14 protein-coding genes are annotated in these 18,582 nt (G+C 68.1%); 8 read left to right on the forward strand and 6 right to left on the reverse strand.

The genetic code is table 11. From position 1 onward, the window contains the following. Positions 1-89 precede the first annotated feature (89 nt). Positions 90-3,647, forward strand: coding sequence for a DNA polymerase III subunit alpha (dnaE, locus tag ABIB29_RS14035; RefSeq protein ID WP_354173420.1), 3,558 nt, complete (start codon positions 90-92; stop codon positions 3,645-3,647). Positions 3,648-3,801: 154 nt separating this feature from the next. On the opposite strand, the gene ABIB29_RS14040 is transcribed toward dnaE, so the two are convergent. After that, positions 3,802-4,260 (reverse strand): flavin reductase family protein, encoded by a 459-nt coding sequence (locus tag ABIB29_RS14040; protein ID WP_354173529.1) that lies wholly within the window; start codon positions 4,258-4,260, stop codon positions 3,802-3,804. Between the two features lie 208 nt (positions 4,261-4,468). Here ABIB29_RS14040 and ABIB29_RS14045 point away from each other — a divergent pair, with 208 nt between their 5' ends. From ABIB29_RS14045 to nrdR, 3 genes are all read left to right on the forward strand, one after another. After that, the gene (locus ABIB29_RS14045; RefSeq protein WP_354173421.1) at positions 4,469-5,068 is read left to right on the forward strand and encodes a hypothetical protein; all 600 of its coding nucleotides are present in this window, start codon (positions 4,469-4,471) and stop codon (positions 5,066-5,068) included. A gap of 84 nt (positions 5,069-5,152) precedes the next feature. Next, positions 5,153-6,544, forward strand: a complete 1,392-nt coding sequence (hisD, locus tag ABIB29_RS14050; protein WP_354173422.1) for a histidinol dehydrogenase — start codon at positions 5,153-5,155, stop codon at positions 6,542-6,544. A gap of 146 nt (positions 6,545-6,690) precedes the next feature. Then, the gene (gene nrdR / locus ABIB29_RS14055) at positions 6,691-7,182 is read left to right on the forward strand and encodes a transcriptional regulator NrdR (RefSeq protein ID WP_354173423.1); all 492 of its coding nucleotides are present in this window, start codon (positions 6,691-6,693) and stop codon (positions 7,180-7,182) included. Positions 7,183-7,326: 144 nt separating this feature from the next. Here nrdR and ppgK read toward each other — a convergent pair whose 3' ends face one another. After that, entirely contained in the window at positions 7,327-8,130 is an 804-nt protein-coding gene (gene ppgK, locus ABIB29_RS14060; protein WP_354173424.1) for a polyphosphate--glucose phosphotransferase, read from the reverse strand. Positions 8,131-8,225: 95 nt separating this feature from the next. Then, positions 8,226-9,104 carry a type I methionyl aminopeptidase gene (map, locus tag ABIB29_RS14065; RefSeq protein ID WP_354173425.1) on the reverse strand — a complete coding sequence of 293 codons (879 nt, stop codon included), beginning with the start codon at positions 9,102-9,104 and terminating at the stop codon, positions 8,226-8,228. A gap of 70 nt (positions 9,105-9,174) precedes the next feature. Here map and ABIB29_RS14070 point away from each other — a divergent pair, with 70 nt between their 5' ends. Further along, the gene (locus tag ABIB29_RS14070; protein ID WP_310059893.1) at positions 9,175-9,342 is read left to right on the forward strand and encodes an SPOR domain-containing protein; all 168 of its coding nucleotides are present in this window, start codon (positions 9,175-9,177) and stop codon (positions 9,340-9,342) included. 183 nt (positions 9,343-9,525) lie between these two features. Then, the gene (locus tag ABIB29_RS14075; protein WP_354173426.1) at positions 9,526-11,559 is read left to right on the forward strand and encodes a phage holin family protein; all 2,034 of its coding nucleotides are present in this window, start codon (positions 9,526-9,528) and stop codon (positions 11,557-11,559) included. Positions 11,560-11,613: 54 nt separating this feature from the next. Here the strand turns inward: ABIB29_RS14075 and ABIB29_RS14080 are convergent, their stop codons facing one another. The 3 genes from ABIB29_RS14080 to panB form a co-directional block, all read right to left on the reverse strand. Further along, positions 11,614-12,372, reverse strand: coding sequence for an MBL fold metallo-hydrolase (locus ABIB29_RS14080; RefSeq protein ID WP_354173427.1), 759 nt, complete (start codon positions 12,370-12,372; stop codon positions 11,614-11,616). Between the two features lie 10 nt (positions 12,373-12,382). Next, positions 12,383-12,778: an SHOCT domain-containing protein gene (locus ABIB29_RS14085; protein WP_354173428.1), complete on the reverse strand. Its 396-nt coding sequence runs from the start codon at positions 12,776-12,778 to the stop codon at positions 12,383-12,385. A 205-nt stretch (positions 12,779-12,983) separates the two neighbouring features. Further along, positions 12,984-13,907 carry a 3-methyl-2-oxobutanoate hydroxymethyltransferase gene (gene panB, locus ABIB29_RS14090; RefSeq protein ID WP_354173429.1) on the reverse strand — a complete coding sequence of 308 codons (924 nt, stop codon included), beginning with the start codon at positions 13,905-13,907 and terminating at the stop codon, positions 12,984-12,986. A gap of 264 nt (positions 13,908-14,171) precedes the next feature. On the opposite strand from panB, the gene glnA reads away from it, so the two are divergent. After that, entirely contained in the window at positions 14,172-15,512 is a 1,341-nt protein-coding gene (gene glnA, locus ABIB29_RS14095; protein WP_282383217.1) for a type I glutamate--ammonia ligase, read from the forward strand. Positions 15,513-15,521: 9 nt separating this feature from the next. Then, positions 15,522-18,533: a bifunctional [glutamine synthetase] adenylyltransferase/[glutamine synthetase]-adenylyl-L-tyrosine phosphorylase gene (locus tag ABIB29_RS14100; RefSeq protein ID WP_354173430.1), complete on the forward strand. Its 3,012-nt coding sequence runs from the start codon at positions 15,522-15,524 to the stop codon at positions 18,531-18,533. The last annotated feature ends 49 nt before the right edge of the window (positions 18,534-18,582 follow it).

An 18,582-nucleotide genomic window follows, 5' to 3' on the forward strand; every position in this document is an offset into this window, starting at 1 on the left:
CTGCTGCGCCGCCCGATTTCGAGCCGTCCAATCGGGCGGCGTCCGGAGTGCCGCGCCGAAAGGTCTGTGCGCGGCACTAGAATGATTCGGTGACTTCCAGCAACAACTCGTTCGTCCATCTCCACAACCACACCGAGTACTCCATGTTGGACGGTGCCGCCCGGCTGGGGGAGCTGTTCGACGAAACCGAGCGGCTGGGCATGCCCGCCCTGGCCACCACGGACCACGGCTACCTCTTCGGTGCCTTCGACTTCTGGAAACGGGCCACCGACAAGGGCATCAAGCCGATCATCGGCGTCGAAGCCTACGTCACCCCCGGGACCGCGCGCACGGACAAGACCCGCGTCCGCTGGGGCGAGGAGAACCAGCGCAAGGACGACATCTCCGGCGGCGGCTCCTACACGCACATGACGCTGCTCAGCTACAACAACAAGGGCATGCGGAACCTCTTCCGTGCCTCGTCGATCGCCTCCCTGGACTCGGTCTTCGGCAAATGGCCCCGGCTGGACCGTGAGCTGCTGAACACGTACTCCGAAGGCCTGATTGCCACCACCGGCTGCCCGTCCGGTGAGGTCCAGACGAGGCTCCGGCTGGGACAGTACCGGGAAGCTGTCGAGGCGGCCGCCGAGTTCCGCGACATTTTCGGCGCCGAGAACTACTTCTGCGAACTCATGGACCACGGCCTGGACATCGAGCGGCGCGTCACGGGGGACCTGCTGCGTCTGGCCAAGGAACTGAACCTTCCCCTGGTGGCCACCAACGACCTGCACTACACGCACGAGCACGACGCCAAGGCGCACGAGGCCCTGCTGGCCATCCAGTCAGGGTCCACCCTGCTGGAGCCGACGTACGACAACGGCGGCTCGCGCTTCGCTTTCTCGGGCAGCGGGTACTACCTGAAGTCCCCGCAGGAAATGCGGGAGCTGTTCCGCGACCACCCGGAGGCGTGCGACAACACGCTCCTGATCGCCGAGCGCTGCGAAGTCTCCTTCAACACCGGCGCCAACTACATGCCCCGCTTCCCCTGCCCCGAGGGCGAGGACGAAACATCCTGGCTCGTCAAGGAAGTCGACAAGGGACTGCACTACCGCTACCCCCAGGGCATCCCGGACAAGGTGCGCACCCAGGCCGACTACGAACTCGGCGTCATCACGTCCATGGGTTTCCCGGGCTACTTCCTCGTCGTCGCCGACTTCATCAACTGGGCCAAGAACAACGGCATCCGGGTGGGTCCCGGCCGTGGCTCGGGCGCCGGGTCCATGGTGGCCTATGCCATGCGCATCACCGACCTCGATCCGCTGCACCACGGCCTGATCTTCGAGCGCTTCCTCAACCCGGACCGCGTCTCCATGCCTGACTTCGACGTCGACTTCGATGACCGGCGCCGCTCCGAGGTAATCGACTACGTCACGCGCAAATACGGCGACGAACGAGTCGCGATGATCGTCACCTACGGCACCATCAAGACCAAGCAGGCACTCAAGGACTCCTCCCGCGTGCTGGGCTACCCGTTCAGCATGGGAGAAACGCTCACCAAGGCCCTCCCGCCGGCCGTGATGGCCAAGGACATTCCGCTGGCGGACATCCAGAACAAGGACTCCAAACGCTACAGCGAGGCCGGCGACTTCCGGCAGCTGATCGCCACGGACCCGGAGGCCGCCAAGGTCTTCGAGACGGCGCTTGGCATCGAGGGCCTGAAACGCCAGTGGGGTGTCCACGCGGCCGGCGTCATCATGTCCTCGGACCCGATCATCGACGTCATCCCGATTATGCGCCGCTTCCAGGACGGCCAGGTCATCACGCAGTTCGACTACCCCACGTCCGAGGGCCTGGGCCTGATCAAGATGGACTTCCTGGGCCTGCGGAACCTCACGATCATTTCCGACGCGCTGGAAAACATCAAGATGAACCGCGGCGAGGACCTGGATCTGGAGTCGCTGGCCCTGGACGACGCGCCCTCCTACGAGCTGCTGGCCCGGGGCGACACCCTGGGCGTGTTCCAGCTCGACGGCGGACCAATGCGCTCCCTGCTCAAGCTTATGAAGCCTGACAACTTCGAAGACATCTCCGCCGTGCTGGCCCTTTACCGGCCCGGGCCCATGGGCGCCAACGCGCATACCGACTATGCCCTGCGCAAGAACGGGATCCAGGAGGTCATCCCGATCCACCCGGAGCTGGAGGAACCGCTTTCCGAGATCCTCGGTGGCACCTACGGCCTGATCGTGTACCAGGAGCAGGTGATGGCCGTTGCGCAGAAGCTCGCCGGCTACACCCTGGGCCAGGCCGACATCCTGCGCCGCGCCATGGGCAAGAAGAAGAAATCCGAGCTGGACAAGCAGTTCGCCGGGTTCTCCCAGGGCATGCAGGACAACGGCTACTCGATGGCCGCGGTCAAGACCCTCTGGGACATCCTGCTGCCGTTCTCCGACTACGCCTTCAACAAGGCGCACTCGGCCGCCTACGGCGTCATCTCCTACTGGACCGCCTACCTCAAGGCCCACTACGCGCCCGAGTACATGGCCGCCCTGCTCACCAGCGTCGGGGACGACAAGGACAAGTCCGCGATCTACCTCAACGAATGCCGGCGCATGGGCATCACGGTGCTGCCGCCGGACGTCAACGAGTCCGCCCTGAACTTCACCCCCGTCGGCACCGACATCCGCTTCGGCATGGGCGCGATCCGCAACGTCGGCGTCAACGTCGTCGAAGCCATGGTGGCCGCCCGGGACAAGGAAGGCGCCTACACGTCCTTCAAGGACTACCTCGTGAAGGTCCCGGCCGTGGTGTGCAACAAGCGCACGATTGAATCCCTGATCAAGGCCGGCGCCTTCGACTCCCTCGGCCACCACCGGCGCGCCCTGGCGATGATCCATGAAGAAGCGATCGACTCCGTCATCACGCTCAAGCGCAACGAGGCGATCGGCCAGTTCGACCTCTTCGCCGGCTTCGACGAGGCCGAATCCGAGGCCTCGCTGAGCATCGAAATCCCGGACCTTCCCGAATGGGAGAAGAAGGACAAGCTCTCCTTCGAACGGGACATGCTCGGCCTGTACGTCTCCGACCACCCGCTGCAGGGGCTCGAAGGGGTCCTGAGCCAGCACGCCGACCAGTCCATCACCACGCTCATCGCCGAGGACGGCCCGCACGACGGCGCCATCGTCACCATCGCCGGCATGATCACCTCACTGAGCCGCCGGATCGCGAAAGCCAGCGGCAACGCCTACGCCCGGGCCGAGATCGAGGACCTGGGCGGTTCCGTCGAGGTCATGTTCTTCGGCCAGGTTTACGGCCCGATCGCCTCCGTGCTGGCCGAAGACCTGATTGTGGTGGTCAAGGGACGGCTGCAGCGCCGCGATGACGGCGCGGTCGCGCTCAACTGCATGGAACTGTCCGTCCCGGACCTCAGCGAGGGCCTCAACGGCCCGCTGGTGATCACCATGCAGACCCACAAGGCCACCGAAGCCGTCGTGACCGAGCTCGGGGACGTACTGCGCACGCACCGCGGCAAATCCGAGGTCCGGCTGCACCTGCAGGGGGACTCCCGCGTGGAGATCATGGGCCTGCCCGTGCACCTGCGGGTGAACCCCAGCCCGTCACTGTTCGGGGACCTGAAGGTGCTGCTCGGCCCGACCTGCCTGGACGGCTAGACGTGCCGGACCGGGCGGATTCGCGGCAGGCCGCGGTGCGCACGGCGGTGATCTCGGGGGGCCCGCGGACTCGGCGCAGCCCTGTGCAGGACTTTGCTGCGGACTGCGGGACGGCCTGGACCTGGGTTCCCGCAGGGACCTGCCTGGTAGCCGGTCAGATCTCGTAGTCGAGCGGCGCGGGCTGGCCGTAGGCGCCGGAGTGGTAGAGCAGGGGAGCGCCGTCAACGCCGACCTCACCTTCCACGACCTCGACCACCACCACGGCGTTGTTCTCGAAAGAGAGCCGCATCTGGACCTTGCCGATCAGCCAGCCGGCCACGTCGTTCAGGATCGGCACCTCATGGGGCCCGAGCGCCCAGTGATCGCCCTCGAAGCGGTTGCTGGTGCGGGCAAAGCGGTCAGCCAGCGCCTGGTTCTCCAGTCCCAGCATATGAACGCCGATGTAGGTGGTGTTTGCCACGGCGGGCCAGGAGCTGGAGGTGCGGGCCATGTTGAAGGTGAACCGTGGCGGCTTCGCGGACAGGGAGGCTACGGAGGTTGCCGTGAAGCCGAAGGGGACGCCGTTGAGATTGGCGGTGATGATGGCCACCCCGGCCGCATGCCGGCGGAACATTTCCTTGAAGGTTCCTTCGAAGGCTTGGTCCTCTGTGGCCACTGCGATCCAACTCCCTGCTGTGCGTGTGTGATGTTCCTACCCTGCCAGCGTATTGCGCCTGCGAACGGCCGCGGTACTTGTTTACCCGGCGGCGTCATGTGCAAAGCCATCCGGGGCGCACGGTGTTATGTGCCCTGCCGGCGGAAAGCTTGTTAAGGTTTGTTGCATGACACAGCCCGCAGTGCACGGCCAGCTCCCGCAGGATGCCCCGCAGGACGGGCCCCGGGTTCCGCTCCCGGGTTCCGATCCGGACGCTGCCGCCGGCTGGCCGGTCCACGGGGCAGGCGTCCGTGCCGCGACATGGCGCAAGGCCGCCGTCATCGCCGCCGCCGGCGTTCCGGTGGGGGTGCTCTGGTGGTTCCTGGCGCCCTCCGGGCTGAACCTGCTCTCGGGTGATCCGGAATTGCGCAGCGGCGGCAACACGGAAGGGTGGCTGCCGCGGGACCTGGTCCTGGCCGGCCTGTTCCTGCTCGCCGGCTGCATCTCGGGCGCGGTCGCCTCCGGCAGTAAGCACGACGCGCCATCCGGCCGGGCCGTTCTCCTCGCCGTAGGTGCGGGAATAGTGGGCGCCCTCGCGGCCTGGGGGACCGGCGTCCTGTGTGGCCTCTGGTGGGGAACGCCGGAGGACACCTCGGCCAGCGCCAGTGTCGCCTTCTCCCTGCGGTCCTTCGCCGTCCTGGCAATCTGGCCGGCAGCGGCCGCACTGGCCATCTTCCTGAACACCGTCTTCACCACGCCGACGCCGGAATCCGGGGCCGGGGCCTGACCGCGGGGCAGCAGCGCACTCCCCGACGTAACCGTCCGACGTAACAGGCGCGGGACTCGCCGGGGCTGGCCGTAAAATGAACGGGTGACCCCTTCAGCTGACAGCTCCGTGCCCGCCGTTACTGCGCCCCCGGCTCCCACCGGCCTCAACTTCCACACCGTCGACCTGCGCGGCCGGCGGCTGACCCTCGCCGGCCTCCGCGCCGCGGTGCCCCGGGCGCAGGCCGGCACCATGGCTGATGCCGAGCACAAGGTCCTGGACATCATCGACGCCGTCCGCACCCGGGGCTTCGAGGCGATCAGCGAGCTCGCCCGGACCTTCGACGGCGTGGAGCAGTCGCACCCGCGGGTCCCCGCTGAAGCGCTGACGGCAGCCCTGGCCGGTCTCGATCCCGCCGTGCGGGCGGCACTGGAAGAGTCCATCAGGCGCGCACGGCTCTTTGCCGACGCCCAGCGCCCGGCTGACACCGACGTCGAACTCGGCGAAGGCGCGGTGGTCAGCCAGAACTGGGTCCCCGTGGCCCGGGTGGGCCTCTACGTCCCCGGCGGCCTGGCGGTCTACCCGTCCTCCGTGATCATGAACGTTGTCCCGGCCCTCGCCGCCGGCGTCGAATCCATCGCCCTGGCATCTCCGCCGCAGAAAGACTTCGGCGGGCTCCCGCACCCCACGATCCTTGCCGCAGCCTGCCTGCTCGGAATCGACGAGGTCTACGCGATCGGCGGCGCCCAGGCCATCGCGGCCTTCGCGTACGGCATCCCCGCCGCGGGGGACAAGGCCGGGCTGGACCCGGTGGACGTCGTCACCGGCCCGGGCAACGTCTTCGTCGCCACGGCGAAGCGCCTCGTCAAGGGCGTCGTCGGCATCGATTCCGAGGCAGGCACCACGGAGATCGCGATTCTGGCCGACGCCACGGCACAGCCGGTCCTGGTCGCGGCCGACCTGATCAGCCAGGCCGAGCACGATCCCAAAGCAGCGTCCGTGCTGATCACGGACTCCGAGGACCTCGCCGCCGCCGTCCGGGTGGAACTGGAGCGCCAGGCGGCAGCGACCAAGCACAGTGCGCGGGTCCGTGAGGCCCTCTCAGGCCCGCAGTCCGGCGTCGTCCTGGTGGACGACCTGGATCAGGGCATCGCGGCGTGCAATGCCTACGCCGCCGAACACCTGGAAATCATGACGGCGGACGCGGCAGGCGTCGCGGGCCGGATCCGCAGCGCCGGGGCGATCTTCGTGGGGGACTACAGCCCCGTAAGCCTGGGCGACTACTGCGCCGGTTCCAACCACGTGCTGCCGACCAGCGGCACCGCAGCGTTCTCCTCGGGGCTGAACGTGACCACATTCCTGCGCGCCATCCAGGTGGTCAACTACACCCGCGCCGCCCTGGCCGAGGTCAGCGGGCACATCGTGAGCCTGTCCGGGGCGGAGGATCTGCCGGCGCACGGCGAGGCGGTCACCGCCCGGTTCCCGCAGGGCGCCTGACCACAACATGTAGTAATTACAGGCTTGTTATTCAGCTACATCTAGTCGTAAACTGATGGCGGAGCCAACCGCTCCGGCGAATTTCGGGTGGTCGTCTTTGGGCGGGCCCCGGTTGGCCATCCGCGTGCGTCAGGGGAGGAAACGTCATGTATTGCCCGTTTTGCCGTAACCCTGATTCGCGGGTGGTGGACAGCCGGATCGCCGACGACGGTTCAGCCATCCGGCGCCGCCGGCAGTGCCCCGAGTGCGGCCGCCGCTTCACCACTGTCGAGACGACCAGCCTTACCGTGATCAAGCGGTCGGGGGTCGGCGAGCCGTTCAGCCGCAGCAAGGTCATCAACGGCGTCCGCAAGGCCTGCCAGGGCCGTCCCGTCACCGAGGACGACCTCGCGATGCTGGCCCAGGAGGTCGAAGAGGCCATCCGGGCCTCCGGCGCCGCCGAAATCGACGCGCACGAAGTCGGCCTCGCCATCCTCAACCCGCTCCAGCGGCTCGACGAGGTCGCCTACCTGCGCTTCGCGAGCGTCTACCAGGCCTTCGAATCCCTCGAGGACTTCGAAGCCGCCATCTCCCTGCTCCGCCATGAGGCCGAAACCAAGGGCCGCGGGGGCACGAGCCAGCAGAAAAGCCCGCTCTAGGGCTGGTCCAGGAGCGCCGGCTCACAGACTCCGGTGGTGGCAGCGGAGGGGAAGCCGTGGCCACCACCGGCACCACAGAAAAAAGAGCTATCACTCCGGGTCGTTCCCAGCGTTCAGAACGACCCGGAGTGATAGCTCTTTTGGCTACTTGGCCAGTTTGTGTTTCAGCGCGATCTCGAGGGCGGCGCCGACGATTCCGGCGTCGTTCTTCAGCTCGGCCGGAACGATGGGTGTGCGCAGCTGCAGCCGCGGCAGGTATTCGTCGGCGCGCTTCGAAATGCCGCCGCCGATGATGAACAGCTCGGGGGAGAAGAGGAATTCCACGTGGGACAGGTACCGCTGCAGCAGCACGCTGTACTCTTCCCAGCTCAGGCCGTCCCGCTCGCGGGCCACGGCCGAGGCCTTGCTTTCGGCGTCGAATCCGTCGATCTCCAGGTGTCCGAGCTCGGCGTTGGGGACGAGCTTGCCGTCGAAGATGAAGGCGGAACCGATGCCGGTGCCGAGGGTGATGACCAGCACGGTCCCCTGCACGAGTTCACCGGCGCCAAAGCGCGCCTCCGCCAGGCCGGCCGCGTCTGCGTCGTTGATGACCTCCACGGGGCGGCCCAGGCGGGCGGTCAGCAGGGCATCGATGTCCAGTTCCAGCCAGGACTTGTCGACGTTGGCGGCGGAGTGGACCACACCGTGCTGGATGATGCCGGGGAAGGTGACGCCCACGGGAGAGTCGGGGGCCGGAGCATCGGGCCGGGCAGACAGTGCGGCGACAACCTGGGCCACCACCTCGGCCACGGACTCGGGCGTGGACGGCTGCGGGGTGGGGATGCGCAGGCGGTCACCGACCAGCTTGCCCTTCTTCAGGTCCACGATCCCGCCCTTGATCCCGGTGCCACCGATGTCGATGCCGATCAGCGGGGCGTTCTTCTTCGACTTCTCGTCCTTCTTGGCCAATGTGGTTCCGTTCGTGGCAGGGGGCAGGGGCGGGGTTAGGAGGGTGCGGCCCAGGGCCGGCGGGCGAAGATCGGAATCTTCTGGTGGAGCGGGAATCAGGGAAGCGTCAGGACTTCGGCGCCGGATTCCGTGACAAGCAGGGTGTGCTCGAACTGTGCGGTGCGTTTGCGGTCGCGGGTCACGACGGTCCAGTCATCGGCCCACATGTCCCAGTCGACGGTGCCGAGCGTCAGCATGGGTTCGATCGTGAAGACCATCCCGGCTTCCATGACGGTGTTGTAGGCGGGGGCAGCGTCGTAGTGCGGAATGATCAGGCCGGTGTGGAAGGCCTCGCCCACGCCGTGGCCGGTGAAGTCGCGGACCACACCGTAGCCGAAGCGCTTGGCGAAGGACTCAATGGTCCGGCCGATCACGTTGATCTCACGGCCCGGGGCCACGGCACGGATGGCGCGGTTCAGGGACTCCTGCGTACGCTCCACGAGCAGCCGGGATTCCTCGTCGACGTCTCCGGCGAGGAACGTGTAGTTGGTGTCGCCGTGCACGCCGCCGATGAAGGCCGTGATGTCGATATTGAGGATGTCCCCGTCCCGGACCACGGTGCTGTCGGGGATGCCGTGGCAGATGACTTCGTTCAACGACGAGCACAGGGATTTGGGAAAGCCGCGGTAGCCGAGGGTGGAGGGATACGCGTGGTGGTCGAGCAGGAACTCGTGGCCCACCCGGTCCAGCTGGTCCGTGGTGACGCCGGGCTGGATGTGCTTCCCGACCTCCACGATCGCCTGCGCGGCGATCCGTGAGGCGATGCGGATCTTCTCGATGGTCTCCGCCGACTTGACCTCGGAGCCGGTGAACTTGGCCGGCGCGGGTTTGCCCACGTATTCGGGGCGCGGGATCGACGCCGGAACGGGAAGCTGCGGACTGACGGCTCCCGGGGCCAGGGTGCCGATGGGTGCAGTCGAGGCTAGAGAAGGCATACATTGATCATATAAGGCGCGGCCGGAGGCAGATAAACGACGGCCAACAAATATCAGCTGAGGAGCATCGATGCCGGAGTACTGGTACAACGTCAACACGCACGAGGTTGAAGAGGACGCCATGTCCGATTGGAGCCAGCTGATTGGCCCGTACAAGACGCGGGAAGAAGCTGAACACGCCCTCGAGAAGGTCAAAGCCCGCAACGAATCCTGGGAAAAGGGCGACGACGACGACTAGCTGGTTGATCGAACGCTGAGGAGCGGGAACCCTTCCGGGCAGGGCTCCGGGGCCCAGCGGCCCATCGGCGAGGCAGGGAAGCGGCGTGAGCCCAGCCCCGCGGGCTAACGCCGCTCCCGGGACTGATTTTTCTCACCCGGTGCGGATGAGTGAGCGCCGGTTGCGGCAGGCCATACTGGGAAAATGCCGACGAGCGATACCCGCACCCGCGGCGTCCGGGTCACCGACCTGGCCAGGCTGGCCGCCGCCTGGGCTGCCTCGACGGTGGCCCTCATCGTCACCGGCGCGCTGCTGCCGGGGTTCTCTGCCTCCAGTTGGTGGGACTACGCCGCCGTGGCAGCAGTGGCCGGCATCGTCGGGCTGGTCCTCCGCCCCGCGCTGGTGGAGATCTCGGCCAGGGTGGGCTGGCTGGCGGTGCTCCTTGCGGCTGTGGTCGCTCAAGCCCTGATTATGTATGTCGCCATTCGTCTGGTGCCCGGCATCGAGTCGACGGCGGGGACCGCCCTGGTTGCAACCTGGATCAGCGCCGTCGTGGCCACCCTCATCTCGTGGGCCACCACGGCCGGTACTGATGACGGACTGATCACCTCCCTGGCCGGCAGGGCACGCCGGCAGGACACGGTGACCGACCCGGAGGTGGACGGCGTCCTGTTCGTGCAGCTCGACGGTGTCCCGTTCCCGGTGCTGCAGTGGGCGGTCCAGTCCGGGGCGGTACCGCATATCCGGCGCTGGCTGTCCTCGGGGGACTACACGTGCCGGGAATGGACTCCCCAACTGCCCTGCACTACCCCAGCCAGCCAGCTGGGCATTCTGCACGGCACAGTTGACGGGATCCCCGCCTTCCGGTGGTACGACCGGGAACTCCAACGGGTCCTGGTGGCCAACCGCCCGGCAGACGCCCGGGTGATTGAGGAAAGGCACAGCACCGGCCAGGGCCTGCTCTACGACGACGGGGTCTCCATTTCGAACCTGTTCACCGGTGACGCGCCCCGATCGCTTCTGACGATGAGCCGGGTCGAGGTCCGGCGCGGCTCCACCCAGACACGTCGGGCGTTCGCCTGGTTTTTCACCTCACCGAACGGGTTCATGCGCAGTTTCACGCGGACCGTCGGGGAAGTCCTCAAGGAGCGGTGGCAGGCCCGGCGACAGGTCAGGAGAGACTTCGACCCGCGGGTGCACCGGGACTGGACCTTCGCCCTGCTGCGGGCAGTGACCAACAGCCTTCTGCATGACTTGAACACGGCCCTTGTCGCCGAGGAGCTGCGTCGTGGCACGAAGTGCATCTATGTCGACTACGTGGACTACGACGAGATCGCCCACCACGCAGGCGTTTTCCGGCCCGAATCCCTCGCCGCCCTTGATGGCCTGGACCGCACGCTGGGGTCCCTGGCCCGGCTCGCCGGTTCGGCGCCCCGCCGTTACCGGCTGGTGGTGCTTTCGGACCACGGCCAGTCCCAGGGCACTCCGTTCGCTGACCGGTACGGCCGGACGCTCGGTGATCTGTGCGCCGAACTCATGCAGGAACACGTGGAGACGGTGGACGCGTCCGTCGAAGGGCTGGGGCGCGCCGACTCCATTGCCGGCGACATCGCTGCCGGGGGGATGACCGGGAAACTCGCCGCCCGCGCCAACGAGGGGCTGACCAAGGCACAGCGGACAACAGACCCCGGCGCCGCCGCCGGGGAGCCGGTCGTCGTGCTGGGCTCGGGCAACCTGGGTCTGGTCTACGTGCGGGGCGACCGGCGTTGGACGCTCGGGGGGCTCGCGAGGGAGTGGCCGGCCCTGGTCTCCGGCCTGGCAGGCCATCCCGGCGTCGCGTTCGTCGCCGGGATCGATGACGACGGCCGGACGTGGGCGATCGGGAGCGGCGGACGCCTCGACCTCACCAGCGGTGCGGGTGAGGGCACCGACCCGTTGGCGGGATTCGGATCCCACGCGGCGCGGGTGCTCCGACGTGCGCTGATGGACCCCGCGGCGCCGGATCTTTACGTCAACAGCATGGTTGATCCGGTGACCAACGACGTCGCGGCGTTCGAGGGCCTGGTCGGATCCCACGGGGGCCTCGGCGGCTGGCAGGACCGTGCGGTACTCCTCGGTCCGGCCGATCTTATGGCCGGGCTGCCCGAGCGGATAGAGGGTGCCGATGAGCTCCACCGGGTGCTGGTGTCGATGCTTGAGGCCTGTGGCCAGCGCGCCACGACGGCGTCCCCGCATTGAGTGGCCGGACCTCCGCGGTGGGCGTGGCCCGCAGGCCGGTTCACGGCGCCCGGCTCACCCGGGCGAGGCCCATGCCTGGCCGGGGGAGAGGACGACAGCCGTGCAGCCCGGAGCCTGCTCCGCCACAGCGTCAGCAAAACGGCGGCCGGGGTGTTCAAGCCAGCTCCGGGCAAAGCGTGTGACGAAGGGCGGGTGCAGCGTTCCCCAGTGCACCGGCAGGGCGAACCGCGCGCCGCTCAGAGCGACGGCCCGGGCCGCGGTCTCGGGGGACAGGTGTCCCGCCGAGAGCCTCGGTCCCCACCCCCAGACCGGCACCAGGGCAACATCGATGCGGCCGCCGGCCATGCCGGAGAGCCCGGCCATCTCCGGAAACAACCCCGTGTCTCCGGCGATCCAGACGGTACCCGAGGGGCCGCGCACCAGTTGGCCGTGGGCGTCGTTGGGCCGATGCGGCATCGGGCGGTGACGATGCTCGGCCGGCACCTGGCGAATCTTGACGCCGCGGCCCACCGGGGTCCAGCTGTCCCCCAGGGGCACTGTGTCCATCGGCGTCCGGCGGCGCAACCAGGCGACGTTCGCCGGGGCGCTCATCAGGACCGCCCCGGACAGCATACGGAGGGAGCGCAGCTCGGCGTGGTCATGGTGCAGGTGCGAGAGAAGCACGACGTCGGGACGGCTCCACGACGCGGGGTCCGGCCGGGGTGCCAGGCGCCGCAGCAGCCCCGCATGGGGACGCAGCAGCGGATCGGTCAGGACCCGAACCCCATCGAGATCCAGGACCACCGAGGAGTGACCCAGCCAGGTGAGTTTCATGCAGCCCGGCTCAGACCATGGCCTTTGCCTTGAGGGACTCAAACTCGGTCTGGTTGATGGCTCCGGAGTCGAGCAGGACCTTGGCATCGGCGATTTGGCTGGCGGGACTGGCAGACGTTCCCGCGGCCTGCTGGATGTACTTCTGCTGGGCCGCCTCCCGGTCGGCGATCATGGCCATCTGGCGGTCGGCCATGCTGCGGCCACGGGCAATCAGGTAGATGATGGCGCCGATCCAGGGCAGGAAGACCAGCAGTATCGCCCAGCCGGCCTTGCCCCAGCCGCTGAGGGTGCCGTCCCCGAACATGTCAAACAGGCAGCGGAACCACACCATGAGTGCGGAGATCCAGATGAAGAACCAGAAGCTCCACAGCAGGATGTCCCAGAAGTTAGTCGTAATTGAGTCCATGGCTACTCCTCCACTAGTGTCCGCCGGCGTCTGGCCCGTCGCTTCGCCACGAATCCGTCCGGGACGGCGGAACATTTGCTGGGACCTGGTGCAGGCCCTTAAAGGCCAGCGTGCCCGGACTGGCGGACCACCGCATCGTTCGCGAAGGATGAGGTGGTACCGCGACTCCGCGGTGGCGCCCTGGAGGCCAGCCCGCGGCGGCCGCCTAGAAGGAGTGCTCGGGGCCGGGGAACTGGCCGGAGCGCACGTCCTCGCCGTAGGCTTTTGCGGCGTCATTGAGGGAGGTGCGCAGGTCCGCGTACTGCTTGACGAACTTGGCCATCTTGCCGCCGCGCAGGCCCGCCATGTCCTGCCACACCAGCACCTGCCCGGTGGTGGCGTTGCCGGCGCCGATGCCGACGGTGGGGACGTCGACGGCGGCGTCCACGGCAGCTGCCGTCGCCGCCGGAACCATTTCCATCAGGACACAGAATGCACCGGCGTCGGCGAGAGCGACGGCGTCGTCGACCAGCCGCTGGGCGTCATCGCCGCGGCCCTGGACCCGGTAGCCGCCGAGGGCGTGCTCGCTCTGCGGAGTGAATCCGATATGTGCCATCACGGGGATGCCGGCCTGGACCATGGCCCGGACGGTCTCGGCGTAGAACTTCCCGCCCTCGATCTTGACCGCGTGGGCCAGTCCTTCCTTGAGGAACCGAACGCCGGTGGCCACCGCCTGCTGGGCGGAGACCTCGTAGCTGCCAAAGGGAAGGTCCGCCACGACGAGGGCGCGCTTGGCCGAGCGGGTGACGGCGCGGCACAGGGGGAGCAGTTCGTCCACGGTGACGGGCAGGCTGGTTTCGTTGCCGAAGACATTGTTGGAGGCTGAGTCGCCCACCAGGAGGACCTCGATGCCGGCCTGGTCGAAGATTTCCGCCGTGTACTGGTCGTAGGCAGTCAGCATGGCGAAGCGCTCGCCGTTGAGCTTGGCCTGGCGCAGGTGGTGGGTGCGGATTTTCGCCACCGGTTTCCGGGCGCCAGGCTCCTGGCCCGCCGGGGAACCCGCGGCCGCGGACACGCCCGCCGGGCCGTTGCCATAGGGGGCGGCTAGTTCTGCGGGCATGCTGGAATCGGGGCTGGTGCTTGTGGCCATGGCACGAGCGTAGTGCGATACCTCGCGTCCTAGCTACCGGGCTCCAGCCCGTGGGCGCGTGAATCACATCACACGCTTGCCGGCCGGACGCCCGGTGGAGGCCCTGGCGCGGCGAATTATGGCCTCCCGGTGTTAACGCTGTGTTACGCGGGGCAGCTGCGCCAGCAATCGGTGTCAATGATTAGTAAAGTGAACCGTGAGCAGCTGCGGGCCCCATGCATGACGGGCCTGGGGCACGGACGAAAGAACCGGAAAGAGGCCAGTATGGACCGCCAGCAAGAGTTTGTCCTGCGGACGATCGAAGAGCGCGACGTGCGGTTTGTGCGGCTGTGGTTCACCGACGTCGTCGGATCGCTGAAGTCCGTGGCGCTGGCCCCGGCGGAAGTGGAAGGTGCGTTCGAGGAGGGCCTGGGCTTCGACGGCTCCTCCATCGAGGGCCTGGCCCGCGTTTTCGAATCCGACATGCTGGCCCAGCCGGACCCCGCCACCTTCCAGATCCTGCCGTGGCGCGGCGAGACCGAGGCGACGTCCCGGATGTTCTGCGACATCCTGACTCCCGACGGCGAACCCTCCGCCGCTGATCCGCGCAACGTCCTCAAGCGCAACCTTGCCAAGGCCGCGGACATGGGCTTCACCTGCTACACCCACCCCGAGATCGAGTTCTACCTGCTCAAGTCCCAGCAGCCGGGTCCGGACGGTGCCCCCGTCCCCGTGGATGAGGGCGGCTACTTCGACCACGTTCCGGGCGGTGTGGCACAGGACTTCCGCCGTACAGCCGTGACCATGCTGGAATCGGTCGGCATCTCCGTTGAGTTCAGCCACCACGAGGCCGGCCCCGGCCAGAACGAGATCGACCTGCGCTACGCGGATGCCCTGCAGACCGCGGACAACATCATGACGTTCCGCACGGTGATCAAGGAGGTCGCGCTCCAGCAGGGCACGTACGCCACCTTCATGCCGAAACCGTTCACGGCCCACCCGGGTTCCGGCATGCACACCCACTTTTCGCTCTTCGAGGGCGACACGAATGCCTTCTACGAGGCGGGAGCAGAGTTCCAGCTGTCCGAGACGGCCCGGCAGTTCATCGCCGGCATCCTCAAGCACGCCCCGGAGTTCACCGCGGTCACCAACCAGTTCGTGAACTCCTACAAGCGGCTCTGGGGCGGGGGAGAAGCCCCCAGCTACCTCAGCTGGGGCCACAACAACCGCTCCGCCCTGGTCCGCGTCCCGCTCTACAAGCCCGGCAAGGGCCAGTCCGCACGGATCGAATACCGCGGCATCGACTCGGCAGCCAACCCCTACCTCGCCTACGCCGTGCTGCTGGGCGCCGGCCTCAAAGGCATCGAGGAGGGCTACCAGCTTCCCGCCGCCGCCGAGGACGACATCTGGTCGCTGAGTTCGGCCGAACGCCGTGCGATGGGCCACGACCCGCTCCCGGCCAGCCTGCACGACGCCATCCGCTCGATGGAGGACTCCGAACTCATGCCGCAGATCCTGGGCGAGCAGGTGTTCGAGCACTTCCTGCGGAACAAGCGTGCCGAGTGGCAGGACTACCGTCTCCAGGTCACGCCCTACGAGCTGCAGCGCAACCTCGGCATCCTTTAGGCGGCCCGGGTGAGCCTGGCACGACGCCTTATTGCCGCCGGTTTCAGCGATCTGGAAAACGGCGAACGGTGGCTGGCCGCCCCGGAGCTGGAGGGTTTGGACCAGGACATCCTCTTCTCCGGGCTGCAGCTGGCCGCGAACCCGGACACGGCGCTGCAGTCGCTGGTCCGGCTGATTGAAAAGCACCCCGACCTGCGGGAGCTGGCGGTCGCGGAAGCGGAACGCAGCGAACCCATGTACCGGGTGTTGGGCGCCTCCGAGGCGCTGGGCGAGTTCCTGATCCGCCATCCCGAGCATCTGGAGGCCTTCGAGGTGACCGCCAGCCCGGAACCACGGGCCGCGGACGCCGCAGGGCTGCGTGCCAGGTTGCTGCGCTCCGTGCATGCCGATCCGAAGTCCGCCCGCCCGGTCGCGGCGTTGACCGGGCAGGAAGGCTACGTGGCGCTTCGCACGGAGTACCGGCGCGGCCTTGTTGAGCTGGCCGTCAAGGACCTCTGCGCCGCGGATCCGTTGGACTTTATGCCCGCCGCCGGCGCCGAGCTGGCGGATCTCGCCGGCGCGGCGATCGAGGCGGCCCTGGCCGTCTCGCGGGCCGAGGCCGCCGAACACTTCAGCGCCACCGAGGTGGCCGACGTCGGGCTGGCCGTCATCGGCATGGGCAAATGCGGTGCCCGCGAACTCAACTACATTTCCGACGTCGACGTCATCTACGTGATCGAGTCCGGCGAGCTCGACGATTCGCGCGCCAACACGATCGGCACAGCCCTGGCCTCCGGCATTTCCCGGGCCATCATGTCCGTCGGCCGCGAACCCGGGCTCTGGGAGGTCGACGCCAACCTGCGTCCGGAGGGCAAGTCCGGGCCGCTGGTCAGGACCCTTGCCTCGCACCAGAGCTACTACGCCCGCTGGGCCGAGAGCTGGGAGTTCCAGGCCCTGCTCAAGGCCCGGACCATCGCCGGGGACACCGAGCTCGGCGCCCGCTACGAGGCCGCCGTCGCACCGCTGATCTGGTCCTCCGCCGGCCGGGAAGGCTTCGTGGAGTCCGTCCGCTCGATGCGCCGCCGCGTCACCGAACACATCCCCGCCGAGGAAGAGCAGCGGCAGATCAAGCTGGGCCGGGGAGGACTGCGCGACGTCGAATTCACCGTCCAGCTGCTGCAGCTGGTGCACGGCAAATCCGACGAGACGCTGCGCTGCCGCGACACCACCTCGGCCATCGCCGCCTTGTCCGCAGGCGGCTACATCGGCCGCTCCGACGCCGCCGAGTTCGACCGCAACTACCGCTACCTCCGTCTCCTCGAACACCGGATCCAGCTCTTCCAGCTGCGCCGCACCCACCTCATGCCGGTCAAGGAGGCCTCGTTGCGGGCCCTCGCGAAGGCCGTGCTGGGGCCTTTCTCCAGCGAACGGCCCAAACCTGATGCCCTGGCCGAGGCCTGGCGCAAGACCAAACGATCCGTCCGTGAGCTGCACGAACGCATCTTCTACCGCCCGCTGCTCAACACTGCGGCGGCGCTCAGCAGCGAGGAAGCCAAGCTCAGCCCGGAAGCCGCGCAAGGGCGCCTCGCTGCCCTGGGCTACCTCGATCCGAGCGGCGCCATGCGCCACATCGAAGCCCTCACCGGCGGAGTCAGCCGCCGCGCCGCGCTGCAGCGCCAGCTCCTGCCGATCCTGCTCGGCTGGCTCGCGGAGGGCGTGGACCCCGACGCCGGGCTGCTGGCTTTCCGGCGGGTCAGTGAAGCACTCGGAACCACCCACTGGTATCTCGGTATGCTCCGGGACTCGACGGCGGCGGCAGAGCGGCTCTGCCACGTGCTCTCCAACTCCCGCCTGATCGCCGACCTGCTGGAGGTCTCGCCCGAATCCGTGGCCTGGCTCGGCTCAGACAAGGAACTGGTGCCGGTGACGTTCGAGGCGCAGTGGCTCGAGATCGTCTCGAAGATGTCCCGGCACGCGGAGCCGGAAAGCGCGATGCGCCTTATCCGCCTGATCCGGCGCCGCGAGATCCTGCGGATTGCGATCGCGGACAGCGCGGGGCTGCTGGACCAGGACCAGGTCGGCGCAGCGCTGGCAGACACTGACCGGGCCGCGGTCCTGGGCGCCTTGCGCGTCGCGGAAACCATGGTCACCGCCGACGAGCCGCTCAAGACGCAGGTACTGGTGGTCGCCATGGGACGTCAGGGTGGCCGGGAGATCGGCTACGGCTCGGACGCGGACGTTATGTACGTGCACCGCGGTCTTCCCGGAGTCCCGGACGACGAGGCCCAGCAGCAGGCCCTGCAGATCGTCAGCAGGCTCTCCAACCTGCTGACCCAGCCGCTCAAACCTGCCATCCTCGCCGAGCGCGTGCTGATGGTGGACGCCGACCTGCGCCCGGAGGGCAAGAGCGGGCCCATGGTGCGGTCGCTGGAGTCCTACGCGGAGTATTACCGCCGGTGGTCGCTCGTGTGGGAGGCGCAGGCGCTGCTGCGCGCCCGCCCGATGGCCGGCGACGACGCGCTGGCCGCCGGATTCGTGGCGCTGATCAACCCTATCCGTTACCCCGAGTCGCTCTCCGATCAGGACGCGCGCGAGGTCCGGCGCGTCAAGGCCCGCGTGGAAGCGGAGCGCCTGCCCCGCGGCGCGGACCCGGCCCGGCACCTGAAGCTGGGCCGCGGTGGCCTGAGCGACGTCGAATGGCTGGCCCAGCTGCTCCAGCTCCAGCACGCCGGGCAGCACCCCGAGCTTCGGACCACCTCCACCGTTGAGGCGCTCGAAGCCGCGGCCGCCGTCGGGCTCCTCGATGCGGAGGACGTGGTGATCCTGCTCCGGGCCTGGCGCCTGGCAAGCCGGATCCGGTCGGCCAATGTGATCTGGACCGGCCGGGCCTCGGATGTGCTGCCGTCCTCCCGCCGGGACCTGGAAGCGGTGGCCCGCTGGTGCGGCTACGGGCAGGGCAACGCCGCGGCGCTCGAGGAGGACTACCTGCGGCTCAGCCGCCGGGCCCGGGGCGTGTTCGAACGGGTCTTCTACGGCCAGTAGTGTTGTCCGCCGGGACCCTGGCAGGGTTCCGGCGAGCTCCGGTGGTGGC

Origin of the sequence: Arthrobacter sp. UYEF36 (assembly GCF_040547025.1) — a bacterium.
Lineage (GTDB): Bacteria > Actinomycetota > Actinomycetes > Actinomycetales > Micrococcaceae > Arthrobacter.